Source organism: Klebsiella sp. 10-1 (genome assembly GCF_009758445.1).
Taxonomy (GTDB): domain Bacteria; phylum Pseudomonadota; class Gammaproteobacteria; order Enterobacterales; family Enterobacteriaceae; genus Klebsiella; species Klebsiella scottii.
Genome location: NZ_WQRE01000012.1, coordinates 1 through 20,395 on the forward strand (window position 1 = coordinate 1; position 20,395 = coordinate 20,395).

Genomic DNA, 20,395 nt, shown 5'->3' on the forward strand with positions numbered 1-20,395 from the left:
TAGCAGTAAACCGGGGCAATAAACCGGTAGTTGTAGAGAAATTCGGTGGAGCGGTAGTTCAGTCGGTTAGAATACCTGCCTGTCACGCAGGGGGTCGCGGGTTCGAGTCCCGTCCGTTCCGCCACTTATTAGAAAATTAAGCCTGCTTAACTAGCAGGCTTAATAATAAGCAGTATTTAGGGGCGTAGCTCAGTTGGTAGAGCACCGGTCTCCAAAACCGGGTGTCGCGAGTTCGAGTCTCTCCGCCCCTGCCATATAATGATCCTTTGCTTCGGCAAAGGATTTTTTTTGCCTGAAATTCCCTATCGTGACGATCTCTCAACACCCTCCGTCCCTGGAGAGGTGCGCTTATTCCAGGATGCTGGTTTTCAGAATCTCACGGATCTGCGCCTGTTTATCACTGTTTTGTAGCCAGATGGCGTACAGCGGGCGCGAAAGCGTGGTGCCATCCGTTACCGCGTGAAGAGCGTTTTTACCCTTTGCCCAGTGCGTTGGTAGCCACGTACAGCCATTGAGAGGGGCGAGCTGCTGGTACGCCAGTTCAGCGGAACTGGTGGTGAGCAAAGGTACGTCATCACTACCAATCAATCCGACTTCATTTTGCTGAAAATCCGGCCCCCATTCCAGGCGCAGGTAGTTCAATTCGTTTTTGTTTTTAACCGGCGCAGCGCAATAAAGGGTTAGGGTGAAATTACCGAGCAACTGGCTGCTTAACTCATCCATCTTCGGCGATTCTGTCGTGATCAGCAGATCAAGCTGTCGTTCATGCAACTGCTTGACGAGCGACTGACGCTGGGCAATACGGGCCTCGAACTGCAGGTTATAGGGCTCCCTGTACAGTTTCCCCAGCCATCCATTAAGCATGCACTCCCAAAGAGATGCGCTGCCACCAATCGAAAACTCATTGTGTCGGGAGGAGTTGGCAACCTCTTTACGCGCGGCCTGCCAGGTATTCATCAGGGTTTCAGCATAGGGTAGCAACTTCTCTCCGGCTGGGGTCAAACGGATATTGTTGCGATGACGGGTAAAAAGGTTAACGCCAAGCTGATTTTCCAGCTGGCGAATACGAAAGCTAACTGCTGACTGCGTCAGGTAAAGCGCCTCCGCTGCTCGCCCAAAGTGGCGAGTTCTGCTCACCTCAAGGAAAGTTTTGAGCAATTCCGTATCCACACTCTTCTCCGCAAAATTATTTGTCGTAATGATTTAAATCTTTTGTTTTACACTCTGTCAAGCGTAACTAATACTCCGCGCCATAAATAGCTCGGCCAAAGAATCAGGAGCGTGTAGGATGGCGGAAAGCTTTATGACGACTAATCGTTTTTTCGATAATAAAAATTATCCGCGCGGGTTCTCCCGTCATGGTGATTTCACCATCAAAGAGGCGCAACTGCTGGAACAGCATGGTTATGCCTTTAACGAACTGGAACTGGGTAAACGCGAACCTGTCACTGAAGATGAAAAACAGTTTGTTTCGGTATGCCGCGGTGAGCGTGAGCCGGTAACAGAAGTGGAGCGCGTGTGGATTAAATACATGGCGCGTATTAAGCGACCTAAGCGTTTCCATACGCTCTCCGGCGGTAAACCGCAGGTAGAAGGCGCTGAAGATTACACTGAAAGCGATGATTAAGAAAAAGGGCGAAAGCCCTTTTTTTATGCCATAAGTTTCTGCAGGTGGTTCAACATCCGGTCTATCGCCCGATAGCCTAGCGCCTCCTGCAGATGATGGCGTTCAATGCGCGGCTCGTGTTTTATATCCGCGATAGTCCTCGCCACCTTAAGCAACCGTTGCCAGGCCCGTATAGAGAGTCCCAGCTGCGTCAGGGTCTGTTCAAGCCAGATGGCGTCGTTCTTATTCAACGGACACCAGGTTTTCATCTCACTATTATCTAAATCAGCGTTGAGCTTGTTCTGTCGCTCCAGCTGCCTCTCACGCGCGGCAAGAACCCTTCGGCGGACCGTCGCGCTGTCCTCTCCACCACCACCTTGCTGGCTGAGTACTCCGGGCGGCGGCAGCGGTATTTCCAAAGAGAGATCGAAGCGGTCAAGGAAGGGGCCGGACAGCCGCCCCAGATAGCGCAGCGTCTGCTCGGGAGAGGCGCGATTGTGATGACCCTGATAATGTCCGGTCGGGCTGGGATTCATGGCGGCAATCAGCTGGAAATGCGCCGGATAGTCAATTTTTGCTCGGGTGCGAGAAATATGAATCTTTCCAGACTCAATTGGCTCGCGCAGGGCATCCAGCACCCTGCGTTCAAACTCCGGCAGCTCGTCAAGAAACAGCACCCCATTATGGGCCAGCGAGATCTCGCCGGGCGCGGGTATGGCGCCACCGCCGACCATTGCCGCGACCGAGGCGCTGTGATGCGGCGCGCGAAACGGCCTGTGGCGCCATCGGGTGGTCGCGTAATTGGTACTCACCAGACTGAGAATCGCAGCGCTTTCAAGCGCCTCCTGATTGGTTAATGGAGGCAGTAATCCAGGCAACCGGCTGGCAAGCATCGTTTTCCCTGTTCCTGGGGGACCGATTAACAGCAGGTTATGCCCGCCGGCAGCGACGATTTCCAGCGCGCGCTTGCCCTGCTGCTGGCCAATGACGTCACGTAAATCATGGCGTGTTTCCTGCGCCTCTTCTGCTGCTGCCACGGGAGGAGGGAGCGGATGCTGTCCCGCCACAAAGGCACAGACCTCCTGCAGGTGTCCGGCGACAAGGCAGTCGCTGCCGCCAATAAGCCCCACTTCGGCCGCGTTATCTTCGGCAACAATAATCTGCCGTCCGGCCCTGATGGCCTCCATTGCGCTGGAGATAGCGCCGGGAACGCCGCGTAGGGCTCCTGTAAGCGCGAGCTCGCCGATAAACTCGTATTGATTCAGTCCGGGAGCCTCCAGCTGTTCGGAGGCGACCAGAAGCGCGAGAGCGATAGGTAAATCGTACCGTCCTCCTTCTTTTGGCAAATCGGCAGGCGCGAGGTTAATGGTGATTTTTTTCGCCGGAAAGGTGTAGCCACTGTTAATTATTGCGCTGCGTACCCGGTCACGAGCCTCCCTGACGGTTGTTTCCGGTAGCCCGACCATAGTCAGACCTGGAAGGCCGCTGCTGATATGAACCTCAATAGTAATAAGCGGGGCGCTGATACCGAGAGCGGCCCGCGTGTAGACAATAGCGAGTGACATAGTGCCTCCTGAGTGTGGGCATCATGTCGGCAACATCGCCATTAGTCATCCGCAGGAACTGCATTTTACGCTCCACGTTCCGAATAATTCACCGCAGATCGTTACATACTTTTCGTTATTGAATCCGGCTCGCAGGTTGCCGCCAGGGCAAGACGGTGGGGGGTAAAAAGCCATAGGGCAACGCGATAAATTGAAATATCTTCACTTTATATTTTTCTCATTAAAAACAATTGTTTTACTGGAAATTGTTAGCGTGATCAGAAAACGAACCATAAAAAAATCTTGTATTTAATGTGATGTCTGTGGTACCTCTTTAGGTATTCCTTCGAACAAGAAGCCAGAAAGTACATAAAATGACAGCCCTTCTACGAGTGATTAGCCTGGTCGTGATTAGCGTGGTGGTGATTATTATCCCACCGTGCGGGGCAGCACTTGGACGAGGAAAGGCATAGAAATCAAGCCTTAACGAACTAAGACCCCCGCACCGAAAGGTCCGGGGGTTTTTTTATAACTTAAAAATGATAAGCGGGGAGCAGAGAATGAATATCAGCATAAAATTCTGTTTCTGCCGATCTATAGCGGGGAAGTAACTATGAATGGCGCGCAGTGGGTGGTACATGCTTTGCGGACACAGGGAGTCGATACGGTTTTCGGCTATCCGGGTGGCGCGATTATGCCGGTTTACGATGCGTTGTATGACGGCGGCGTGGAACACCTGTTGTGCCGTCACGAGCAGGGGGCAGCAATGGCGGCCATCGGCTATGCGCGGGCAACCGGTAAAACGGGCGTTTGCATCGCGACTTCCGGCCCTGGCGCGACTAACCTGATCACCGGCCTGGCGGATGCCCTGCTGGATTCTATTCCCGTTGTCGCGATTACCGGCCAGGTAGCGGCACCGCTTATCGGCACCGATGCTTTTCAGGAAATCGACGTGCTGGGCTTATCATTGGCCTGCACCAAACATAGCTTCCTGGTGCAGTCGCTGGAAGAGCTGCCGCGGGTCATTGCTGAAGCGTTCCTGGTCGCGAACTCTGGCCGTCCAGGTCCGGTGCTGGTCGATATTCCGAAAGATATTCAGCTGGCGACCGGCGAGTTCGACCCCTATTTTTCCACGGTCGCTGATGACGTAGCCTTCCCTTATGCCGAGGTTGAGCAAGCGCTGCAGATGCTGGCTCAGTCGCAAAAGCCGATGCTGTACATCGGCGGCGGCGTCGGTATGGCGCAGGCTGTTCCCGCCCTGCGTGAGTTTATTGCGGTCACGCAAATGCCAGCGACCTGCACGCTGAAGGGGCTGGGCGCGGTTGATGCAGAATACGCCTATTACCTGGGGATGCTGGGCATGCACGGGACTAAGGCGGCTAACCTGGCGGTACAGGAGTGCGATCTGCTGATTGCGATAGGCGCGCGTTTTGACGACCGCGTGACCGGTAAGCTGAATACTTTTGCTCCGCATGCCAAAGTTATCCATATGGATATCGATCCGGCGGAGCTGAACAAGCTGCGTCAGGCGCATATTGCCCTGACCGGCGATCTCAATACGCTGCTGCCGGCCCTGCAGCAGCCGCTGGCCATTGACGCCTGGCGTCAGCGCAACGCGGAGCTGCGCGCCGAGCATGCATGGCGCTATGACTACCCGGGCGAAAGTATCTACGCCCCGCTGTTGCTCAAGCAGCTTTCCGATCGCAAACCGCCTGAAAGCGTGGTGACCACCGACGTGGGCCAGCATCAGATGTGGTCAGCACAGCATATGACCTACACCCGTCCGGAGAATTTCATTACCTCCAGCGGCTTAGGTACGATGGGCTTCGGTCTGCCGGCGGCGGTAGGCGCTCAGGTCGCGCGCCCGAACGATACGGTAATCTGTATCTCCGGTGACGGCTCCTTCATGATGAATGTTCAGGAGCTGGGCACCGTAAAACGCAAGCAGCTGCCGCTGAAGATCCTGCTGCTGGATAATCAGCGCTTAGGAATGGTTCGTCAGTGGCAGCAGCTGTTTTTCCAGGAGCGTTATAGCGAAACGATCCTGACCGATAACCCCGATTTTGTCACTTTGGCCAGCGCCTTCGGCATTCCTGGCCAACATATCACCCGTAAAGACCAGGTTGAAGCGGCTCTCGACACCATGCTTTCGAGCCAGGGGCCATACCTGCTTCATGTCTCAATCGATGAGCTTGAGAATGTCTGGCCGTTGGTGCCGCCCGGCGCCAGTAACTCAGAAATGCTGGAGAAATTATCATGATGCAACATCAGGTCGCTTTGCAGGCCCGCTCCAACCCGGAAACCTTAGAGCGCGTGCTGCGCGTGGTGCGCCATCGTGGCTTTCAGATTTGCGCTATGAATATGGAGACCGCCGCGGATACCCGCAATATAAATATCGAATTGACCGTTGCCAGCCAGCGGCCCGTCGAATTACTGTTTAGTCAATTAAGCAAACTGGTGGACGTTGCCTGCGTCGAAATCCAGCAACCCACATCACAACAAATCCGCGCATAGGCGCAAGGGAAGAAAAATGACGACGAAAAAAGCTGATTACATTTGGTTCAACGGCGAGATGGTTCCTTGGGGAGAAGCTAAGGTCCACGTTATGTCGCATGCGCTGCATTACGGTACTTCCGTTTTTGAAGGCATCCGCTGCTATGACTCGCACAAAGGACCGGTGGTGTTCCGTCATCGTGAACATATGCAGCGTTTGCATGATTCAGCCAAAATCTACCGTTTCCCGGTTTCGCAGAGCGTTGATGAGCTGATGGAAGCCTGTCGTGAAGTCATTCGTAAAAACGGCCTGACCAGCGCCTATATTCGTCCGCTGGTCTTTGTCGGTGACGTGGGCATGGGCGTCAACCCGCCAGAAGGGTATACCACTGACGTGATCATCGCGGCGTTCCCATGGGGAGCCTATCTTGGCGCCGAAGCGCTGGATCAGGGGATCGATGCAATGGTTTCTTCCTGGAACCGCGTCGCGCCGAATACGATCCCGACCGCAGCGAAAGCCGGCGGCAACTACCTTTCCTCTCTGCTGGTCGGCAGCGAAGCGCGTCGACACGGTTACCAGGAAGGCATCGCGCTGGACGTTAACGGCTACATTTCTGAAGGCGCCGGTGAGAACCTGTTTGAAGTGAAAGATGGCGTGCTCTTTACCCCGCCGTTTACCTCTTCCGCGCTGCCGGGCATCACGCGCGACGCCATCATTAAGCTGGCAAAAGATCTGAATATCGAAGTTCGCGAGCAGGTACTGTCGCGCGAATCCCTGTACCTGGCGGACGAAGTCTTCATGTCCGGTACTGCAGCAGAAATTACGCCGGTGCGTAGCGTTGACGGCATTCAGGTTGGCGAAGGCCGCTGTGGCCCGGTGACTAAGCGTATTCAGCAAGCATTCTTTGGCCTCTTCACCGGTGAAACCGAGGATAAATGGGGCTGGTTGGATCAAGTTAACCAATAAGTATAAAAAGTGGGGCGACACGCAGCGCCCCATTTAACAGAAACTGGGAGTAAAAGCATGCCTAAGTACCGTTCCGCCACCACCACTCATGGCCGTAATATGGCGGGTGCCCGCGCGCTGTGGCGCGCAACCGGGATGACAGACGCTGATTTCGGTAAACCGATTATCGCCGTTGTGAACTCCTTTACCCAATTCGTACCGGGTCACGTACACCTGCGCGATCTGGGTAAGCTGGTCGCCGAGCAAATTGAAGCCTCGGGCGGCGTTGCTAAAGAGTTCAACACCATCGCGGTGGATGACGGGATCGCCATGGGTCACGGGGGTATGCTTTATTCACTGCCATCCCGCGAGCTGATCGCCGACTCGGTAGAGTACATGGTCAACGCACACTGTGCTGATGCCATGGTCTGCATTTCCAACTGCGACAAAATCACCCCAGGGATGCTGATGGCCTCTCTGCGCCTGAATATTCCGGTGATCTTTGTCTCCGGCGGCCCGATGGAAGCGGGTAAAACCAAGCTTTCTGACAAAATCATTAAGCTCGATCTGGTCGATGCGATGATTCAGGGCGCGGACCCGAAGGTTTCTGACGAACAGAGCGAGCAGGTTGAGCGTTCCGCCTGTCCGACCTGCGGCTCCTGTTCCGGGATGTTTACCGCCAACTCGATGAACTGCCTGACCGAAGCGCTGGGCCTGTCGCAGCCGGGTAACGGCTCCCTGCTGGCCACTCACGCCGATCGTAAACAGCTGTTCCTCAACGCCGGGAAACGGATTGTCGAGCTGACCAAACGCTATTACGAGCAGGATGATGCCTCCGCGCTGCCGCGTAACATCGCCAGCAAAGCGGCGTTTGAAAACGCCATGACCCTGGATATCGCCATGGGCGGCTCCACGAATACCGTTCTGCACCTGCTGGCAGCGGCGCAGGAAGCGGAAATCGACTTCACCATGAGCGATATCGATAAGCTGTCGCGCAAAGTGCCGCAGCTGTGCAAAGTGGCGCCGAGTACGCAGAAATATCATATGGAAGACGTTCACCGCGCCGGCGGCGTGCTGGGGATCCTCGGCGAGCTGGATCGCGCCGGTCTGCTGAACCGCGAGGTGAAAAACATCCTCGGCCTGACCCTGCCGCAAACGCTCGATCGCTACGATGTGATGCTGACCCAGGACGACGCGGTGAAAGCGATGTTCCGCGCCGGCCCGGCGGGTATCCGTACCACCCAGGCGTTCTCGCAGGATTGCCGCTGGGATACGCTGGACGACGATCGCGCGGAAGGCTGTATTCGTTCGCTGGAACATGCCTACAGCAAAGACGGTGGCCTTGCCGTGCTGTACGGCAATTTTGCTGAAAACGGCTGTATCGTAAAAACCGCAGGCGTTGATGACAGCATCCTGAAGTTTACCGGCCCGGCAAAAGTGTATGAAAGCCAGGATGATGCGGTAGAAGCCATCCTCGGCGGTAAAGTTGTCGCGGGCGATGTCGTGGTTATTCGCTACGAAGGGCCGAAAGGCGGTCCTGGCATGCAGGAAATGCTCTATCCGACGACGTTCCTGAAATCAATGGGCCTCGGTAAAGCCTGTGCGCTGATCACCGACGGTCGCTTCTCCGGCGGCACTTCCGGTCTGTCGATTGGGCACGTTTCACCAGAAGCGGCGAGCGGCGGCAATATCGCCATCATCGAAGACGGCGATACCATCGCCATTGATATCCCGAACCGCGGTATTCAGCTGCAGCTGAGCGACGCCGAAATTGCCGCACGCCGTGAAGCGCAGGAAGCCCGGGGTGATAAAGCCTGGACGCCGAAAGCGCGTGAGCGTCAGGTTTCCTTCGCTCTTCGTGCGTACGCCAGCCTGGCAACGAGCGCTGATAAAGGCGCGGTACGCGATAAATCGAAACTTGGGGGTTAATCATGGCCGAGTCACAACCCCTGTCCGCCGCCCCTGAGGGGGCGGAGTATCTCAGAGCGGTGCTGCGCGCGCCGGTCTATGAAGCAGCGCAGATTACGCCGCTGCAAAAAATGGAAAAAATCTCTTCGCGGCTGGATAACGTCATCCTCGTGAAGCGGGAAGATCGGCAGCCGGTCCATAGCTTCAAGCTCCGCGGGGCTTACGCGATGATGGCGGGGCTGAATGAAGCGCAAAAAGCGCGCGGCGTGATCACCGCTTCCGCGGGCAACCATGCCCAGGGCGTGGCGTTTTCCGCCTCGCGCCTTGGCGTTAAGGCGCTGATTGTTATGCCTACCGCAACGGCTGACATCAAGGTTGATGCCGTGCGCGGCTTTGGCGGCGAAGTGCTGCTGCACGGCGCTAATTTTGATGAAGCGAAAGCGAAAGCCATTGAGCTGGCGCAGCAGCAGAATTTCACCTGGGTCCCGCCGTTCGATCATCCGATGGTCATTGCCGGCCAGGGCACGCTGGCGCTCGAATTACTGCAGCAGGACGCCCATCTTGACCGCGTTTTCGTGCCGGTGGGCGGCGGCGGTCTGGCTGCGGGCGTGGCGGTGCTGATCAAGCAGCTGATGCCGCAGATCAAAGTGATTGCGGTTGAGGCCGAAGATTCAGCCTGCCTGAAGGCGGCGCTGGAAGCCGGTCATCCTGTGGACCTGCCGCGCGTTGGGCTGTTTGCTGAAGGCGTCGCGGTGAAGCGCATCGGCGATGAGACTTTCCGCGTTTGCCAGGAGTATCTCGACGATATTATCACCGTCGATAGCGACGCCATCTGTGCGGCGATGAAAGACCTGTTTGAAGACGTTCGCGCAGTGGCTGAGCCTTCCGGCGCGCTGGCGCTGGCGGGCATGAAAAAATATATCGCGCAGCACAATATTCGCGGCGAACGGCTGGCGCACGTCTTGTCCGGAGCGAACGTTAATTTCCACGGCCTGCGCTACGTTTCCGAACGCTGTGAGCTAGGGGAGCAGCGCGAGGCGCTGCTGGCGGTGACGATCCCGGAAGAGAAGGGCAGCTTCCTGAAGTTCTGCCAGCTGCTGGGCGGCCGCTCGGTCACTGAGTTTAACTATCGCTTTGCGGACGCCAAAGATGCCTGCATTTTTGTCGGCGTTCGCCTGAGCCGCGGCCTGGAAGAACGCAAAGAGATTCTGGACCTGCTGCACGAGGGGGGTTATAGCGTCGTCGATCTCTCCGATGATGAAATGGCCAAACTCCACGTGCGCTACATGGTCGGCGGCCGTCCGTCGAAGCCGCTGCAGGAACGCCTGTTTAGCTTCGAGTTCCCGGAATCACCGGGGGCGTTGCTTAAGTTCCTGCATACTCTGGGCACCCACTGGAACATCTCTCTGTTCCACTACCGTAGCCATGGTACCGACTATGGACGGGTACTGGCGGGCTTTGAGCTGGGCGATCATGAGCCGGATTTTGAAACCCGACTGCATGAGCTGGGCTACGACTGCCACGACGAAACTCATAATCCGGCATTCCGCTTTTTCCTCGCGGGCTAGTGGCCCGGGTTGGGCAAAATCGACCAGAATGCATCGATAAGCGGCTCATACAGCCGCTTTTTTTGTGCGCACACGCCGAGCTCAAAAGGCGTTTTCTCATCGCTGCGCTCTAAAATCATCACGCGGTTACGCACCGGTTCCGGGCTGTTCTCCAGCACCACCTCAGGCAGGAGCGCGACGCCGCAGCCGAGGGCGACCATGGAAACCATCGCCTCGTGGCCGCCCACGGTGGCATAAATCGACGGATTGCTGATTTTATGCCGCCGAAACCACAGTTCAATGCGCCGACGCACGGGCCCCTGATCGGCCATGATAAACGGCACGGTCGACCAGTCGGGCTGTTCCAGAGTGACCTGGTTACGCACCGGGCAGGCTAAGGCCGGGGCGATCAGGACCACCGCCAGATTTTCCAGCATCGAGAAGGCTACCGAACCGGGCAGCGTTTCCGGTTTCCCGGCAATGGCCAGGTCTGCCTCGCCGGTGACGACCTTCTCCATCGCGTCGGCGGCATCGCCGGTCGAGAGCTTGATCTCTACCGAAGGATGGGCGGCGCGAAAGCGATCGAGGATCGGCGGGAGATGGCTATAGGCTGCGGTGACGGAACAGAAGATATGCAGCTCGCCGGAGAGCGATGGCCCCTGTTGATCGATAGCGTGGCGCAGCTGCTGATACTGCAGCAGGGTCTGCTGGGCGAAAAGGCGCAGTTCTTCCCCCGCTTCGGTTAGCGTAACGGTGCGGTTATCGCGCACGAACAGCGGCTGGCCGAGGTCCTCTTCCAGACGCTGGATCTGCCGTGAAAGGGTCGAGGGGCTAACGTGCATAGCCCGCGCGCTGCGGCCAAAATGACGGCTTTCAGCCAGATGCAGGAAGGTTTTCAGATCGCGTAAATCCACGGGCCGCACTCCACGACTTTACATTGCAGATATTGCAACGTTACGTTGTGAATATATCAATTTCCGCAATGTATTTCCTGTCATATAGTAAGTTCATTCTCGCAAAAGCGAACCGAACAATAAGACACGCAACATCACGGAGTATCACCATGGCTAACTACTTTAATACACTGAATCTGCGTCAGCAGCTGGCACAGCTGGGCAAATGTCGCTTTATGGCGCGCGATGAATTCGCCGATGGCGCGAGCTACCTTCAGGGTAAAAAAGTGGTCATTGTCGGCTGCGGCGCTCAGGGTCTGAACCAGGGCCTGAACATGCGCGACTCTGGCCTGGATATCTCCTACGCCCTGCGTAAAGAAGCGATTGCAGAAAAGCGCGCTTCCTGGCGTAAAGCGACCGAAAACGGCTTTAAAGTCGGCACCTATGAAGATCTGATCCCGCAGGCCGATCTGGTGGTTAACCTGACGCCGGACAAACAGCACTCTGACGTTGTTCGTTCAGTACAGCCGCTGATGAAAGACGGCGCGGCGCTGGGCTACTCCCACGGTTTTAACATCGTTGAAGTCGGCGAGCAGGTTCGTAAAGACATCACCGTAGTGATGGTGGCGCCGAAGTGCCCGGGTACCGAAGTTCGCGAAGAGTACAAACGCGGTTTTGGCGTACCAACGCTGATCGCTGTTCACCCGGAAAACGACCCGAAAGGCGAAGGTATGGCCATCGCGAAAGCATGGGCAGCGGCGACCGGCGGTCACCGTGCGGGCGTGCTGGAATCCTCCTTCGTGGCGGAAGTAAAATCTGACCTGATGGGCGAGCAGACCATCCTCTGCGGCATGCTGCAGGCGGGTTCCCTGCTGTGCTTCGATAAGCTGGTGGCGGAAGGTACCGACCCGGCATACGCAGAAAAACTGATTCAGTTCGGCTGGGAAACCATCACCGAAGCGCTGAAGCAGGGCGGCATCACCCTGATGATGGATCGTCTGTCCAACCCGGCAAAACTGCGCGCTTACGCGCTGTCAGAGCAGCTGAAAGAGATCATGGCGCCGCTGTTCCAGAAGCATATGGATGACATCATCTCCGGCGAGTTCTCCTCCGGCATGATGGCTGACTGGGCTAATGACGATAAGAAACTGCTGACCTGGCGTGAAGAGACCGGCGCAACCGCGTTCGAAACCGCTGCGCAGTTTGAAGGTAAAATTGGCGAGCAGGAGTACTTCGACAAAGGCGTTCTGATGATTGCGATGGTGAAAGCGGGCGTTGAGCTGGCGTTTGAAACCATGGTTGCATCCGGCATTATCGAAGAGTCCGCATACTATGAGTCGCTGCACGAGCTGCCGCTGATTGCCAACACCATCGCTCGTAAGCGCCTGTATGAAATGAACGTGGTTATCTCCGATACCGCCGAGTACGGCAACTACCTGTTCTCCTATGCCTGCGTACCGCTGCTGAAAGAGTTCATGACCACGCTGCAGACCGGCGATCTGGGCAAGGCGATTGCCGAAGGTGCCGTAGATAATGCTCAGCTGCGCGATGTGAACGAAGCGATTCGCAGCCACGCGATTGAAAGCGTCGGCCACAAGCTGCGCGGCTACATGACGGATATGAAACGTATCGCTGTAGCAGGTTAATTCCCGTCTTCTTGCGGCCCGCAGGCCGCATCGACCAGGAAATCCTTCAGGCCCGGTAAGCATAAGCGCTACCGGGCCTGTTTATTTACGCCTTAACGCAATAACCGAATCCGATACCTCTCCCTGCTCGCCCTCCGGCCCGCGCATCATGCGTGAAACATCGTCGCAGAAAATAATCTCCCAACCTTCAGGCAGCGGCCCAAGGGATGCGACTGCGTCTTTTGCCGACTGGAACGGGCGATCGGCATGCTTTGACCACGACGGCGGTTTGGCGTGCGAGGTAATTAGCAGCATGCCTCCTGGAGCAACGTGGGCAAATGCGGCGCGGAAGATGTTATGCCGATCGAAGGTTAGCGGCGATTCCAGAAAAGAGGCCACAATCAGATCGAACTCGCCTGCAGGAAAACCGTCGCTCAGATCGTATCGGGTGAAGGTAATACGATCGCTCACCGCAGATCGTTCGGCGTTGCCGGCGGCGTATTCCAGCGCCCGCGAGGATAAATCCACGGCGGTGACCTGCCAGCCTTTTTTCGCCAGCCAGACGCTATCGTCCCCGCGCCCGCAGCCTAGCTCCAGCGCTTTTCCTGGCGCTAATTCTTCGGTAAAGCGCACCAGAATTTTGCCTGGGATACCGCTGGAGAGAGAAGACATTGCATCGTAATGCGATTCCCAAAACCGTTCCGGCGTCTGTTCCTGATTGTGCATGTTCACCTCATCGTTAACGGAAAATATCATGTAATATTAAAAGTAACATAAGATTTATTTTGGTCAATAATGTGAGATGAAAATATAAATTCGTTTAATTATCATTGTGTTGATTGATTTTTTTGGATTTGTCCCCTTTGGGTAATTGCGCGGCATATCGTTTATGTAATATCGTAAGTTACATGAAAACAAATAACTCATTCTCAGCAACGCTGCACATCCTGCTGCACCTGGAGCAGATGGATAAGCCCCTGACGTCGGAGCAGATGGCCGCCTTTATTGATGGTAATCCGGCGTTCATCCGCAAGCTGCTTGCCGGCCTCAGGGAAAAAAACATTGTCTGTGCCACTAAGGGGCACCACGGCGGCTGGCGGCTATGTCGGCCGGTGACAGAGATTACGCTTTACGATATCTACATGGCGTTAGGTGAACCGGCGCTGTTTGCGCTGGGCAACCGCAGCGAGAACCCACAATGCCTGGTGGAACAGGGGGTGAACCGGGTGATGTCGGCAACGCTTGCTGATGCGCAAACGCTGATCCTCGATCGTTTTAAAAGCCTGACCCTACACGATATCGGCAGCGAATTTATCAGCTACTTCAACGACAAAGGCCATAACTCATGATTGCTACCTTAACGACCTGCCTGATGATTGCCCTGGCGGCCAGCAGTATTTCGATGACGGTGACGCAGACGGAGCTGTTTGCCGCGTTCCGCGAGTGGACGGCAAAAAAGAATGCGCTGGTGGGGCATCTGTTTCAGTGCTTCTACTGCTTAAGCCACTGGGTGGTCTTTGGCGGGATGGCGGTGTATCGGCCGGCGCTGTTGAACAGCGGCTTTGCACTGATTGACTGGGTGATGACGGCGTTTATCACCATCACCTTCGCGACGCTGATTAACGGACTGATGTTTAAGGTATTCCAGGCGGCTATCAGCATGCATGTCATGAAGCATGAGGCACAAAAAACGCTGCAGGCGAAATAAGAAAAAAGCCTCTCTGCGCCAGAGAGGCTTTTTAATACCTTAGTTACGGTACAGCACTTTAATGATGTGGTAACCGAACTGGGTGTGCAGCGGACCGGTCGGCTCCAGCACCGGGCAGGAGAAGACGACTTTATCAAACGCCGGCACCATCTGACCCTGGCGGAATTCGCCCAGATGACCGCCTTTCTTACCTGACGGGCAGGTGGAGTGTTTCTTCGCCAGCTTTTCGAAATCGCCGCCGTTTTTAATTTGTTCCAGCAGGTCGAGTGCCAGCTTCTCTTCTTTCACCAGGATGTGCATTGCTGCCGCTGTTTTAGCCATGATTGTGCCTTGATAGGTTGCGATGAATCAGGGCGCAATATTAGCATGCGTTAGCGGCGATACAGCACCTTAATGATGTGGTAGCCAAAGCGCGTTTTGACCGGGCCGTAGGGTTTTAGCAACGGGCAGGTGAAGACTGCGCTATCAAACGGCCCAACCATCGCGCCCTGTTTGAACTCACCTAAATCGCCGCCGTTGCGCCCGGAGGGGCAGCGTGAATAACGCTTCGCCAGGTGATCGAAGCTGACGCCGCGTTCCAGTTTGGCGAGGATCTCCTGCGCCAGCTTCTCTTCTTTGACCAGGATGTGCAGGGCCGCTGCGGACTTTGCCATAGTTTCGCTCTCAGGATGACGGGTGTGGCCAACACTTTACCATTAGCCGGTAAATCTCCTTCCGGCTTTCTGCTACAATCCTCACCCCGTTCGAAGATTGAGCAAGACTCCCATGCGTTTAAACCCTGGCCAACAACAAGCCGTCGAATTCGTTACCGGACCGTGCCTGGTGCTGGCGGGCGCCGGTTCCGGTAAGACCCGTGTCATCACCAATAAAATCGCGCATCTGATCCGCGTCTGCGGCTATCAGGCACGTCATATCGCGGCGGTGACCTTTACCAACAAAGCGGCGCGCGAAATGAAAGAGCGCGTCGGGCAAACGCTGGGACGCAAAGAAGCGCGCGGCCTGATGATTTCCACCTTCCATACGTTGGGGCTGGACATTATTAAGCGCGAATATGCCGCGCTGGGGATGAAATCCAACTTTTCCCTGTTCGACGATACCGACCAGGTCGGTTTGCTCAAGGATCTGACCGAAGGGTTGATCGAAGATGATAAGGTGGTGCTTCAGCTGCTGATCTCGACGATCTCCAACTGGAAAAACGATCTGCGCACCCCGGCGCAGGCGGCGGCAAGCGCGCAGGGCGAGCGGGATCGGATCTTTGCCCACTGCTATGGGCTGTATGATGCGCATATGAAAGCCTGCAACGTGCTGGACTTCGACGATCTGATCCTTCTGCCGACGCTGCTGCTGCAGCGTAATGAAGAGGTCCGCGAACGCTGGCAGAACAAGATCCGCTACCTGCTGGTGGATGAGTATCAGGATACCAACACCAGCCAGTATGAGCTGGTGAAACTGTTAGTGGGGCAGCGGGCGCGCTTTACGGTGGTGGGGGATGACGATCAGTCAATCTATTCATGGCGCGGGGCACGGCCGCAGAACCTGGTCCTGCTGAGCCAGGATTTCCCGGCGCTGCAGGTTATCAAACTTGAACAGAACTACCGCTCTTCCGGACGGATACTGAAAGCGGCAAATATTCTGATCGCCAACAACCCGCACGTGTTTGAGAAGCGCCTCTTTTCCGAGCTGGGCTACGGCGTTGAGCTGAAAGTCCTCTCCGCCAACAATGAAGAGCATGAAGCGGAGCGGGTAACCGGGGAACTGATTGCCCACCATTTTATCAATAAAACGCAGTATAAGGATTATGCGATCCTCTATCGCGGCAACCATCAGTCGCGGGTTTTTGAAAAAATGCTGATGCAAAACCGCATCCCGTACAAAATTTCAGGCGGCACCTCATTTTTCTCCCGCCCGGAGATCAAAGACCTGCTGGCCTACCTGCGGGTGTTGACCAACCCGGACGATGACAGCGCGTTTCTGCGTATCGTCAATACGCCGAGGCGTGAGATTGGCCCGGCAACGCTGCAAAAGCTCGGCGAGTGGGCGATGACCCGCAATAAAAGCTTGTTTACCGCCAGTTTTGATATGGGCCTCAACCAGACGCTGACCGGGCGCGGCTATGATTCGCTGACCGGCTTCACGCAGTGGCTGGCCGACGTTCAGCGCCTGGCGGAAAGTGAGCCGGTTGTCGCGGTGCGCGATCTGATCCGCGGCATTGACTATGAATCCTGGCTGTATGAAACGTCGCCCGGCCCGAAGGCGGCGGAAATGCGGATGAAAAACGTCAACCAGCTGTTCAGCTGGATGACCGAGATGCTGGAAGGCAGCGATATCGATGAGCCAATGACGCTCACCCAGGTGGTCACCCGCTTTACCCTGCGCGATATGATGGAGCGCGGCGAATCAGATGAGGAGCTGGATCAGGTTCAGCTGATGACCCTGCATGCTTCTAAGGGGCTGGAGTTTCCGTACGTGTATCTGGTTGGCATGGAAGAGGGGCTGCTGCCGCATCAGAGCAGTATTGAGGAAGATAACGTCGATGAAGAGCGCCGGCTGGCGTACGTGGGCATCACGCGTGCGCAGAAAGAGCTGACGTTTACCCTGTGTAAAGAACGCCGCCAGTACGGCGAGCTGGTGCGTCCGGAGCCAAGTCGTTTTCTGCTGGAGCTACCGCAGGACGATCTTATCTGGGAGCAGGAGCGCAAGGCGATCTCGGCGGAAGAGCGTATGCATAAAGGGCAGGCTAATGTCGCCAACATCCGGGCGATGCTGGCAAAGGCGAAAGGAAAGTAGCGCGCTCTCCCCGGTAAGCGCCGTGCTGCCGGGGGTCGGTATCAGACGACTTCTAAGGCCCAGTGGACATAGCTTTGCCACTGGCACTCTTGCTCTACCATTTCACTGCCTAGCGGATGGTTTTCCAACCAGCCTTCCGGCAGCCTCAGCATTAGCTTTTCATCCTCGGCGGTCAGGGTGACGGACGGCAGCAGATCGTCCCGGCGCCGGCTGGCAAACAGAATAGCCAGGCGTAGCAGGCGGCATAAATGCTCCGCAACCCGAGGTTTGACCGCGTTCTGCTGGTGAAGCGAAGAGAGATCGACCGCGTTAGTTTGGTTGAGCAGTAGCGTGGCGAGCAGCTTTTTCTGCGCCGGCGTGAAGCCGGGGAGATCGAGATTACGCACCAGATAGGCCGCGTGCTGCGGGGCAGACTTAAAATCAACGCTCAGGCCAATTTCATGCAGAGCGCAGGCGCTGAGCAGCAGGTCGCGGCTAAGCGGCTCCAGCTCCCAGCAGCTATCCAGCTGGCTCACCAGATCTGCCGCCAGATGGGCGACGCGCTGGGCCTGCTCGGTATCTATCATAAAGCGGCGCTGAATGTTACGCAGCGTCCGGCTACGGATATCCTGATCGACCGCCAGGTGCAGCATGCCGTAAACCAGGCCTTCGCGCAGCGCGCCGCCGGCCAGGGTCATGCAGCGAATATTCAGCTCGCTAAATATGGCGATGAGAATGGCTAAACCGCTGGGGAAAACTAACGCTCGCTCGAGGGTCAGGCCTTCTATTTCAAGCTCTTCCAGACGCCCGCACTGAATCGCCCGCTGTTTGAGCTGCTGGAGTTTGGCCAGCGTAATGCGTTCATCCATACCCTGCGCCATCATGATTTCCTGCAGGGCCTGAACGGTGCCTGAGGCGCCGACACATACTTTCCAGCCATGATAGTTCAGCGTATCGGTGATAGGACGCAGGACTTCGCGAGCCGCATTTTCAGCAAGATCGAAGTTGTCTTTAGTGAGGTTGCGATCGGCGAAGTAGCGTTCCAGCCAGGTGACGCAGCCCATTGGCAGGCTGAAAAGAGAGGTGGTTTGCGCGCCGGTTCCGGTGACCAGTTCGGTACTGGCCCCGCCGATATCGACCACCAGACGCTGGTCTTCACCGCCGGTGGTATGCGCAACGCCCTGGTAAATCAGGCGTGCTTCCTCCTCGCCGCTAATGACCTGCACCGGGCAGCCGAGAATGTCTCTGGCCTTGGCCAGAAACTCATCGGCATTGACCGCCAGACGCAGAGTCGCGGTCGCGACCACGCGGATTTGTGCCGGAGGGATATCCTGCAGGCGCTCGGCAAACAGCCGTAAGCACTGCCAGCCGCGCTCCATCGCTTCCGCGGAGAGCGCGTTGTCGCTATTCAGGCCCGCGGCAAGCCGCACTTTGCGCTTGATACGGCTGAGAGTCTGAATACTCCCTGCCACCTCGCGAACGACCAACATATGAAAGCTATTAGAGCCAAGATCTATAGCTGCATAAAGCGAGGTGGAACTCATACACTTCATCCTTCAAATTGCCTCTGCGAAAGTAGCGTGCTTATTCGGCCCATCCCAGGGACTCACCCCGATGGGGCCGCTGCAAGCAGCGTTCAAATCCGTCAGACACAGATTTGTCACCCGAACCACTTACTAAAGTAAGTCATTCGGGATTCGCTAACCTGGCGCCTTGATGCATCCCGAATGATTTTGTGTATGACATACTTTGTTAACCTGAACGACGGCGGTTGCGAGGCGGTCCGTTACGGCGCGGGCCGTTGCCCGTGCGTGGACGCGCCAGGCGCAGCGGCCGCGGCAGATCGGTCATCAGCACATCAGGGTTGTACTTGCTTACCGGAATTGAGTGCCCGATATAGGTTTCAATAGCCGGAAGGTTCAGCGCGTACTCTTCACAGGCCAGGCTGATGGAGTGACCGCTGGCACCGGCACGACCGGTACGGCCAATGCGGTGTACGTAGTCTTCACAGTCATCCGGCAGGTCGAAGTTAAAGACGTGCGTGACGGCTGGGATATGCAGACCGCGTGCCGCAACGTCCGTTGCCACCAGAATATCGATATCGCCACGGGTGAACTCTTCGAGAATACGCAGGCGTTTTTTCTGCGCGACGTCGCCGGTCAACAGGCCTACGCGATGACCGTCCGCGGCGAGGTGGCCCCAGATATCTTCACAGCGATGCTTGGTGTTGGCGAAGATAATGGCGCGATCCGGCCACTCTTCTTCGATCAACGTCTGCAGCAGGCGCATTTTCTCTTCGTTGGAAGGATAGAACAGCTCTTCTTTAATACGGTGACCCGTTTTCTGTTCTGGTTCTACTTCAACGTACTCGGCGTTGTTCATCTGTTCAAACGCCAGCTCACGGACCCGGTAGGAAAGAGTGGCGGAGAACAGCATGTTCAGGCGCTGGTTAGCCTGCGGCATACGACGGAACAACCAGCGGATATCTTTAATAAAGCCGAGATCGTACATGCGATCGGCTTCGTCGAGGACGACAACCTGAATAGCGCCAAGGTTGATATGATTTTGTTTGGCGTAGTCGATAAGACGACCGGTGGTACCGATCAGAATGTCGACGCCGCTCTCCAGCACTTTCAGCTGCTTATCGTAGCCATCGCCGCCGTACGCCAGACCGAGCTTCAGGCCGGTGGCCTGCGCCAGCGGTTCTGCGTCAGCATGGATCTGTACCGCCAGCTCACGCGTTGGCGCCATGATCAGCGCGCGCGGTTGGTTGACCTGGCGGTCAGCGATAGCCGGGTGAGAGAGAAGATAATGAAACGTTGACGTCAGAAACGCCATCGTTTTACCGGTACCGGTTTGCGCCTGCCCGGCGACATCACGACCTTCCAGCGTTAGCGGAAGAGCGAGTGCCTGAATGGGCGTACAATTATGAAAGCCTTTTTTTTCAAGGGCTTCGATAACTGCCGGGTGCAGGGCGAAGTCGGAAAACTTCTGTTCTGTTAAATGTGTTTTGCTCATAGTGTGGTAGAATATCAGCTAACTATTGCATTAAGAAAGCGTATCCGTTGAAATAACGTCAACCTTTCGTTGGCTATACGCGAAATTACTGAAGGTGCTTTGCGGCAACCGAATGAATCTTCGAAAGCTTAGACTACTAAGCGGACCGGAGGTGAATAATCTACCGGTAACGGGTTAGAACACGGTTTGCTTTGATTCCTGCACGGCGAGGTCCATGATGGACCGGGTCGCACAGGCTGTCAGTTTAAGAGGCATCCTGAAGGGTAACGTGTATAACGTAGCATCAACGCGTCGTTGATGTCTGCGACACCAGCACACCAGGCTTATTCCTGTGGAGTTAA

The 20,395-nt window shown here is 56.1% G+C and carries 19 protein-coding genes and 2 tRNA genes; 13 read left to right on the forward strand and 8 right to left on the reverse strand.

What is annotated here, in order from left to right; translation table 11 throughout:
- Window positions 1-47 precede the first annotated feature (47 nt).
- Both GO007_RS26370 and GO007_RS26375 read left to right on the forward strand, forming a co-directional pair.
- Window positions 48-124: transfer RNA gene (locus tag GO007_RS26370), tRNA-Asp, on the forward strand.
- A 54-nt stretch (window positions 125-178) separates the two neighbouring features.
- Window positions 179-254 (forward strand) — tRNA-Trp (locus GO007_RS26375).
- A gap of 94 nt (window positions 255-348) precedes the next feature.
- Here the strand turns inward: GO007_RS26375 and hdfR are convergent.
- A complete protein-coding gene (hdfR, locus tag GO007_RS26380; RefSeq protein WP_095105126.1) occupies window positions 349-1,170 on the reverse strand; it encodes an HTH-type transcriptional regulator HdfR in 822 nt (273 codons plus the stop codon).
- 118 nt (window positions 1,171-1,288) lie between these two features.
- On the opposite strand from hdfR, the gene GO007_RS26385 reads away from it, so the two are divergent.
- A complete protein-coding gene (locus GO007_RS26385) occupies window positions 1,289-1,627 on the forward strand; it encodes a MaoP family protein (protein ID WP_041143462.1) in 339 nt (112 codons plus the stop codon).
- A 23-nt stretch (window positions 1,628-1,650) separates the two neighbouring features.
- Here GO007_RS26385 and GO007_RS26390 read toward each other — a convergent pair whose 3' ends face one another.
- Entirely contained in the window at window positions 1,651-3,171 is a 1,521-nt protein-coding gene (locus tag GO007_RS26390; RefSeq protein ID WP_095105127.1) for a YifB family Mg chelatase-like AAA ATPase, read from the reverse strand.
- A gap of 353 nt (window positions 3,172-3,524) precedes the next feature.
- Between GO007_RS26390 and ilvL the strand changes: the two genes are divergently transcribed.
- The 6 genes from ilvL (at window position 3,525) to ilvA (ending at window position 10,065) form a co-directional block, all read left to right on the forward strand.
- On the forward strand, window positions 3,525-3,623 hold the full coding sequence (gene ilvL, locus GO007_RS26395; RefSeq protein WP_001311244.1) for an ilv operon leader peptide: 99 nt from the start codon (window positions 3,525-3,527) through the stop codon (window positions 3,621-3,623).
- Between the two features lie 140 nt (window positions 3,624-3,763).
- Entirely contained in the window at window positions 3,764-5,410 is a 1,647-nt protein-coding gene (gene ilvG / locus GO007_RS26400) for an acetolactate synthase 2 catalytic subunit (RefSeq protein ID WP_095105128.1), read from the forward strand.
- On the forward strand, window positions 5,407-5,664 hold the full coding sequence (gene ilvM / locus GO007_RS26405) for an acetolactate synthase 2 small subunit (RefSeq protein ID WP_041143465.1): 258 nt from the start codon (window positions 5,407-5,409) through the stop codon (window positions 5,662-5,664). The genes ilvG and ilvM overlap by 4 nt, the downstream gene beginning before the upstream one ends.
- A 16-nt stretch (window positions 5,665-5,680) precedes the next feature.
- Window positions 5,681-6,610 (forward strand): branched-chain amino acid transaminase, encoded by a 930-nt coding sequence (locus tag GO007_RS26410; protein WP_041143466.1) that lies wholly within the window; start codon window positions 5,681-5,683, stop codon window positions 6,608-6,610.
- A gap of 57 nt (window positions 6,611-6,667) precedes the next feature.
- Window positions 6,668-8,518, forward strand: a complete 1,851-nt coding sequence (gene ilvD, locus GO007_RS26415; RefSeq protein ID WP_095105130.1) for a dihydroxy-acid dehydratase — start codon at window positions 6,668-6,670, stop codon at window positions 8,516-8,518.
- A 2-nt stretch (window positions 8,519-8,520) separates the two neighbouring features.
- Window positions 8,521-10,065 (forward strand): threonine ammonia-lyase, biosynthetic, encoded by a 1,545-nt coding sequence (ilvA, locus tag GO007_RS26420; RefSeq protein WP_095105131.1) that lies wholly within the window; start codon window positions 8,521-8,523, stop codon window positions 10,063-10,065.
- Here ilvA and ilvY read toward each other — a convergent pair.
- A complete protein-coding gene (gene ilvY / locus GO007_RS26425) occupies window positions 10,062-10,958 on the reverse strand; it encodes an HTH-type transcriptional activator IlvY (RefSeq protein WP_095105132.1) in 897 nt (298 codons plus the stop codon). The genes ilvA and ilvY overlap by 4 nt on opposite strands.
- A gap of 149 nt (window positions 10,959-11,107) precedes the next feature.
- On the opposite strand from ilvY, the gene ilvC reads away from it, so the two are divergent.
- Window positions 11,108-12,583 carry a ketol-acid reductoisomerase gene (gene ilvC / locus GO007_RS26430; protein WP_095105134.1) on the forward strand — a complete coding sequence of 492 codons (1,476 nt, stop codon included), beginning with the start codon at window positions 11,108-11,110 and terminating at the stop codon, window positions 12,581-12,583.
- Window positions 12,584-12,664: 81 nt separating this feature from the next.
- Here ilvC and GO007_RS26435 read toward each other — a convergent pair whose 3' ends face one another.
- Window positions 12,665-13,288, reverse strand: coding sequence for a class I SAM-dependent methyltransferase (locus GO007_RS26435; RefSeq protein ID WP_223261844.1), 624 nt, complete (start codon window positions 13,286-13,288; stop codon window positions 12,665-12,667).
- Between the two features lie 182 nt (window positions 13,289-13,470).
- Between GO007_RS26435 and GO007_RS26440 the strand changes: the two genes are divergently transcribed.
- On the forward strand, window positions 13,471-13,911 hold the full coding sequence (locus GO007_RS26440; RefSeq protein ID WP_095105135.1) for an RrF2 family transcriptional regulator: 441 nt from the start codon (window positions 13,471-13,473) through the stop codon (window positions 13,909-13,911).
- A complete protein-coding gene (locus GO007_RS26445) occupies window positions 13,908-14,270 on the forward strand; it encodes a DUF1360 domain-containing protein (protein ID WP_095105136.1) in 363 nt (120 codons plus the stop codon). The genes GO007_RS26440 and GO007_RS26445 overlap by 4 nt, the downstream gene beginning before the upstream one ends.
- 39 nt (window positions 14,271-14,309) lie before the next feature.
- On the opposite strand, the gene ppiC (GO007_RS26450) is transcribed toward GO007_RS26445, so the two are convergent.
- Together ppiC (GO007_RS26450) and ppiC (GO007_RS26455) are read right to left on the reverse strand one after the other, a co-directional pair.
- Window positions 14,310-14,591 carry a peptidylprolyl isomerase PpiC gene (gene ppiC, locus GO007_RS26450; RefSeq protein WP_024555327.1) on the reverse strand — a complete coding sequence of 94 codons (282 nt, stop codon included), beginning with the start codon at window positions 14,589-14,591 and terminating at the stop codon, window positions 14,310-14,312.
- A gap of 50 nt (window positions 14,592-14,641) precedes the next feature.
- Window positions 14,642-14,923, reverse strand: coding sequence for a peptidylprolyl isomerase PpiC (gene ppiC, locus GO007_RS26455; RefSeq protein ID WP_095105138.1), 282 nt, complete (start codon window positions 14,921-14,923; stop codon window positions 14,642-14,644).
- Window positions 14,924-15,035: 112 nt separating this feature from the next.
- On the opposite strand from ppiC (GO007_RS26455), the gene rep reads away from it, so the two are divergent.
- Window positions 15,036-17,057 (forward strand): DNA helicase Rep, encoded by a 2,022-nt coding sequence (gene rep, locus GO007_RS26460; protein WP_095105139.1) that lies wholly within the window; start codon window positions 15,036-15,038, stop codon window positions 17,055-17,057.
- Window positions 17,058-17,098: 41 nt separating this feature from the next.
- On the opposite strand, the gene gppA is transcribed toward rep, so the two are convergent.
- Together gppA and rhlB are read right to left on the reverse strand one after the other, a co-directional pair.
- Window positions 17,099-18,589 (reverse strand): guanosine-5'-triphosphate,3'-diphosphate diphosphatase, encoded by a 1,491-nt coding sequence (gene gppA / locus GO007_RS26465; RefSeq protein WP_189339927.1) that lies wholly within the window; start codon window positions 18,587-18,589, stop codon window positions 17,099-17,101.
- A gap of 199 nt (window positions 18,590-18,788) precedes the next feature.
- Window positions 18,789-20,054 carry an ATP-dependent RNA helicase RhlB gene (gene rhlB, locus GO007_RS26470; protein ID WP_095105143.1) on the reverse strand — a complete coding sequence of 422 codons (1,266 nt, stop codon included), beginning with the start codon at window positions 20,052-20,054 and terminating at the stop codon, window positions 18,789-18,791.
- Window positions 20,055-20,395 lie beyond the last annotated feature (341 nt).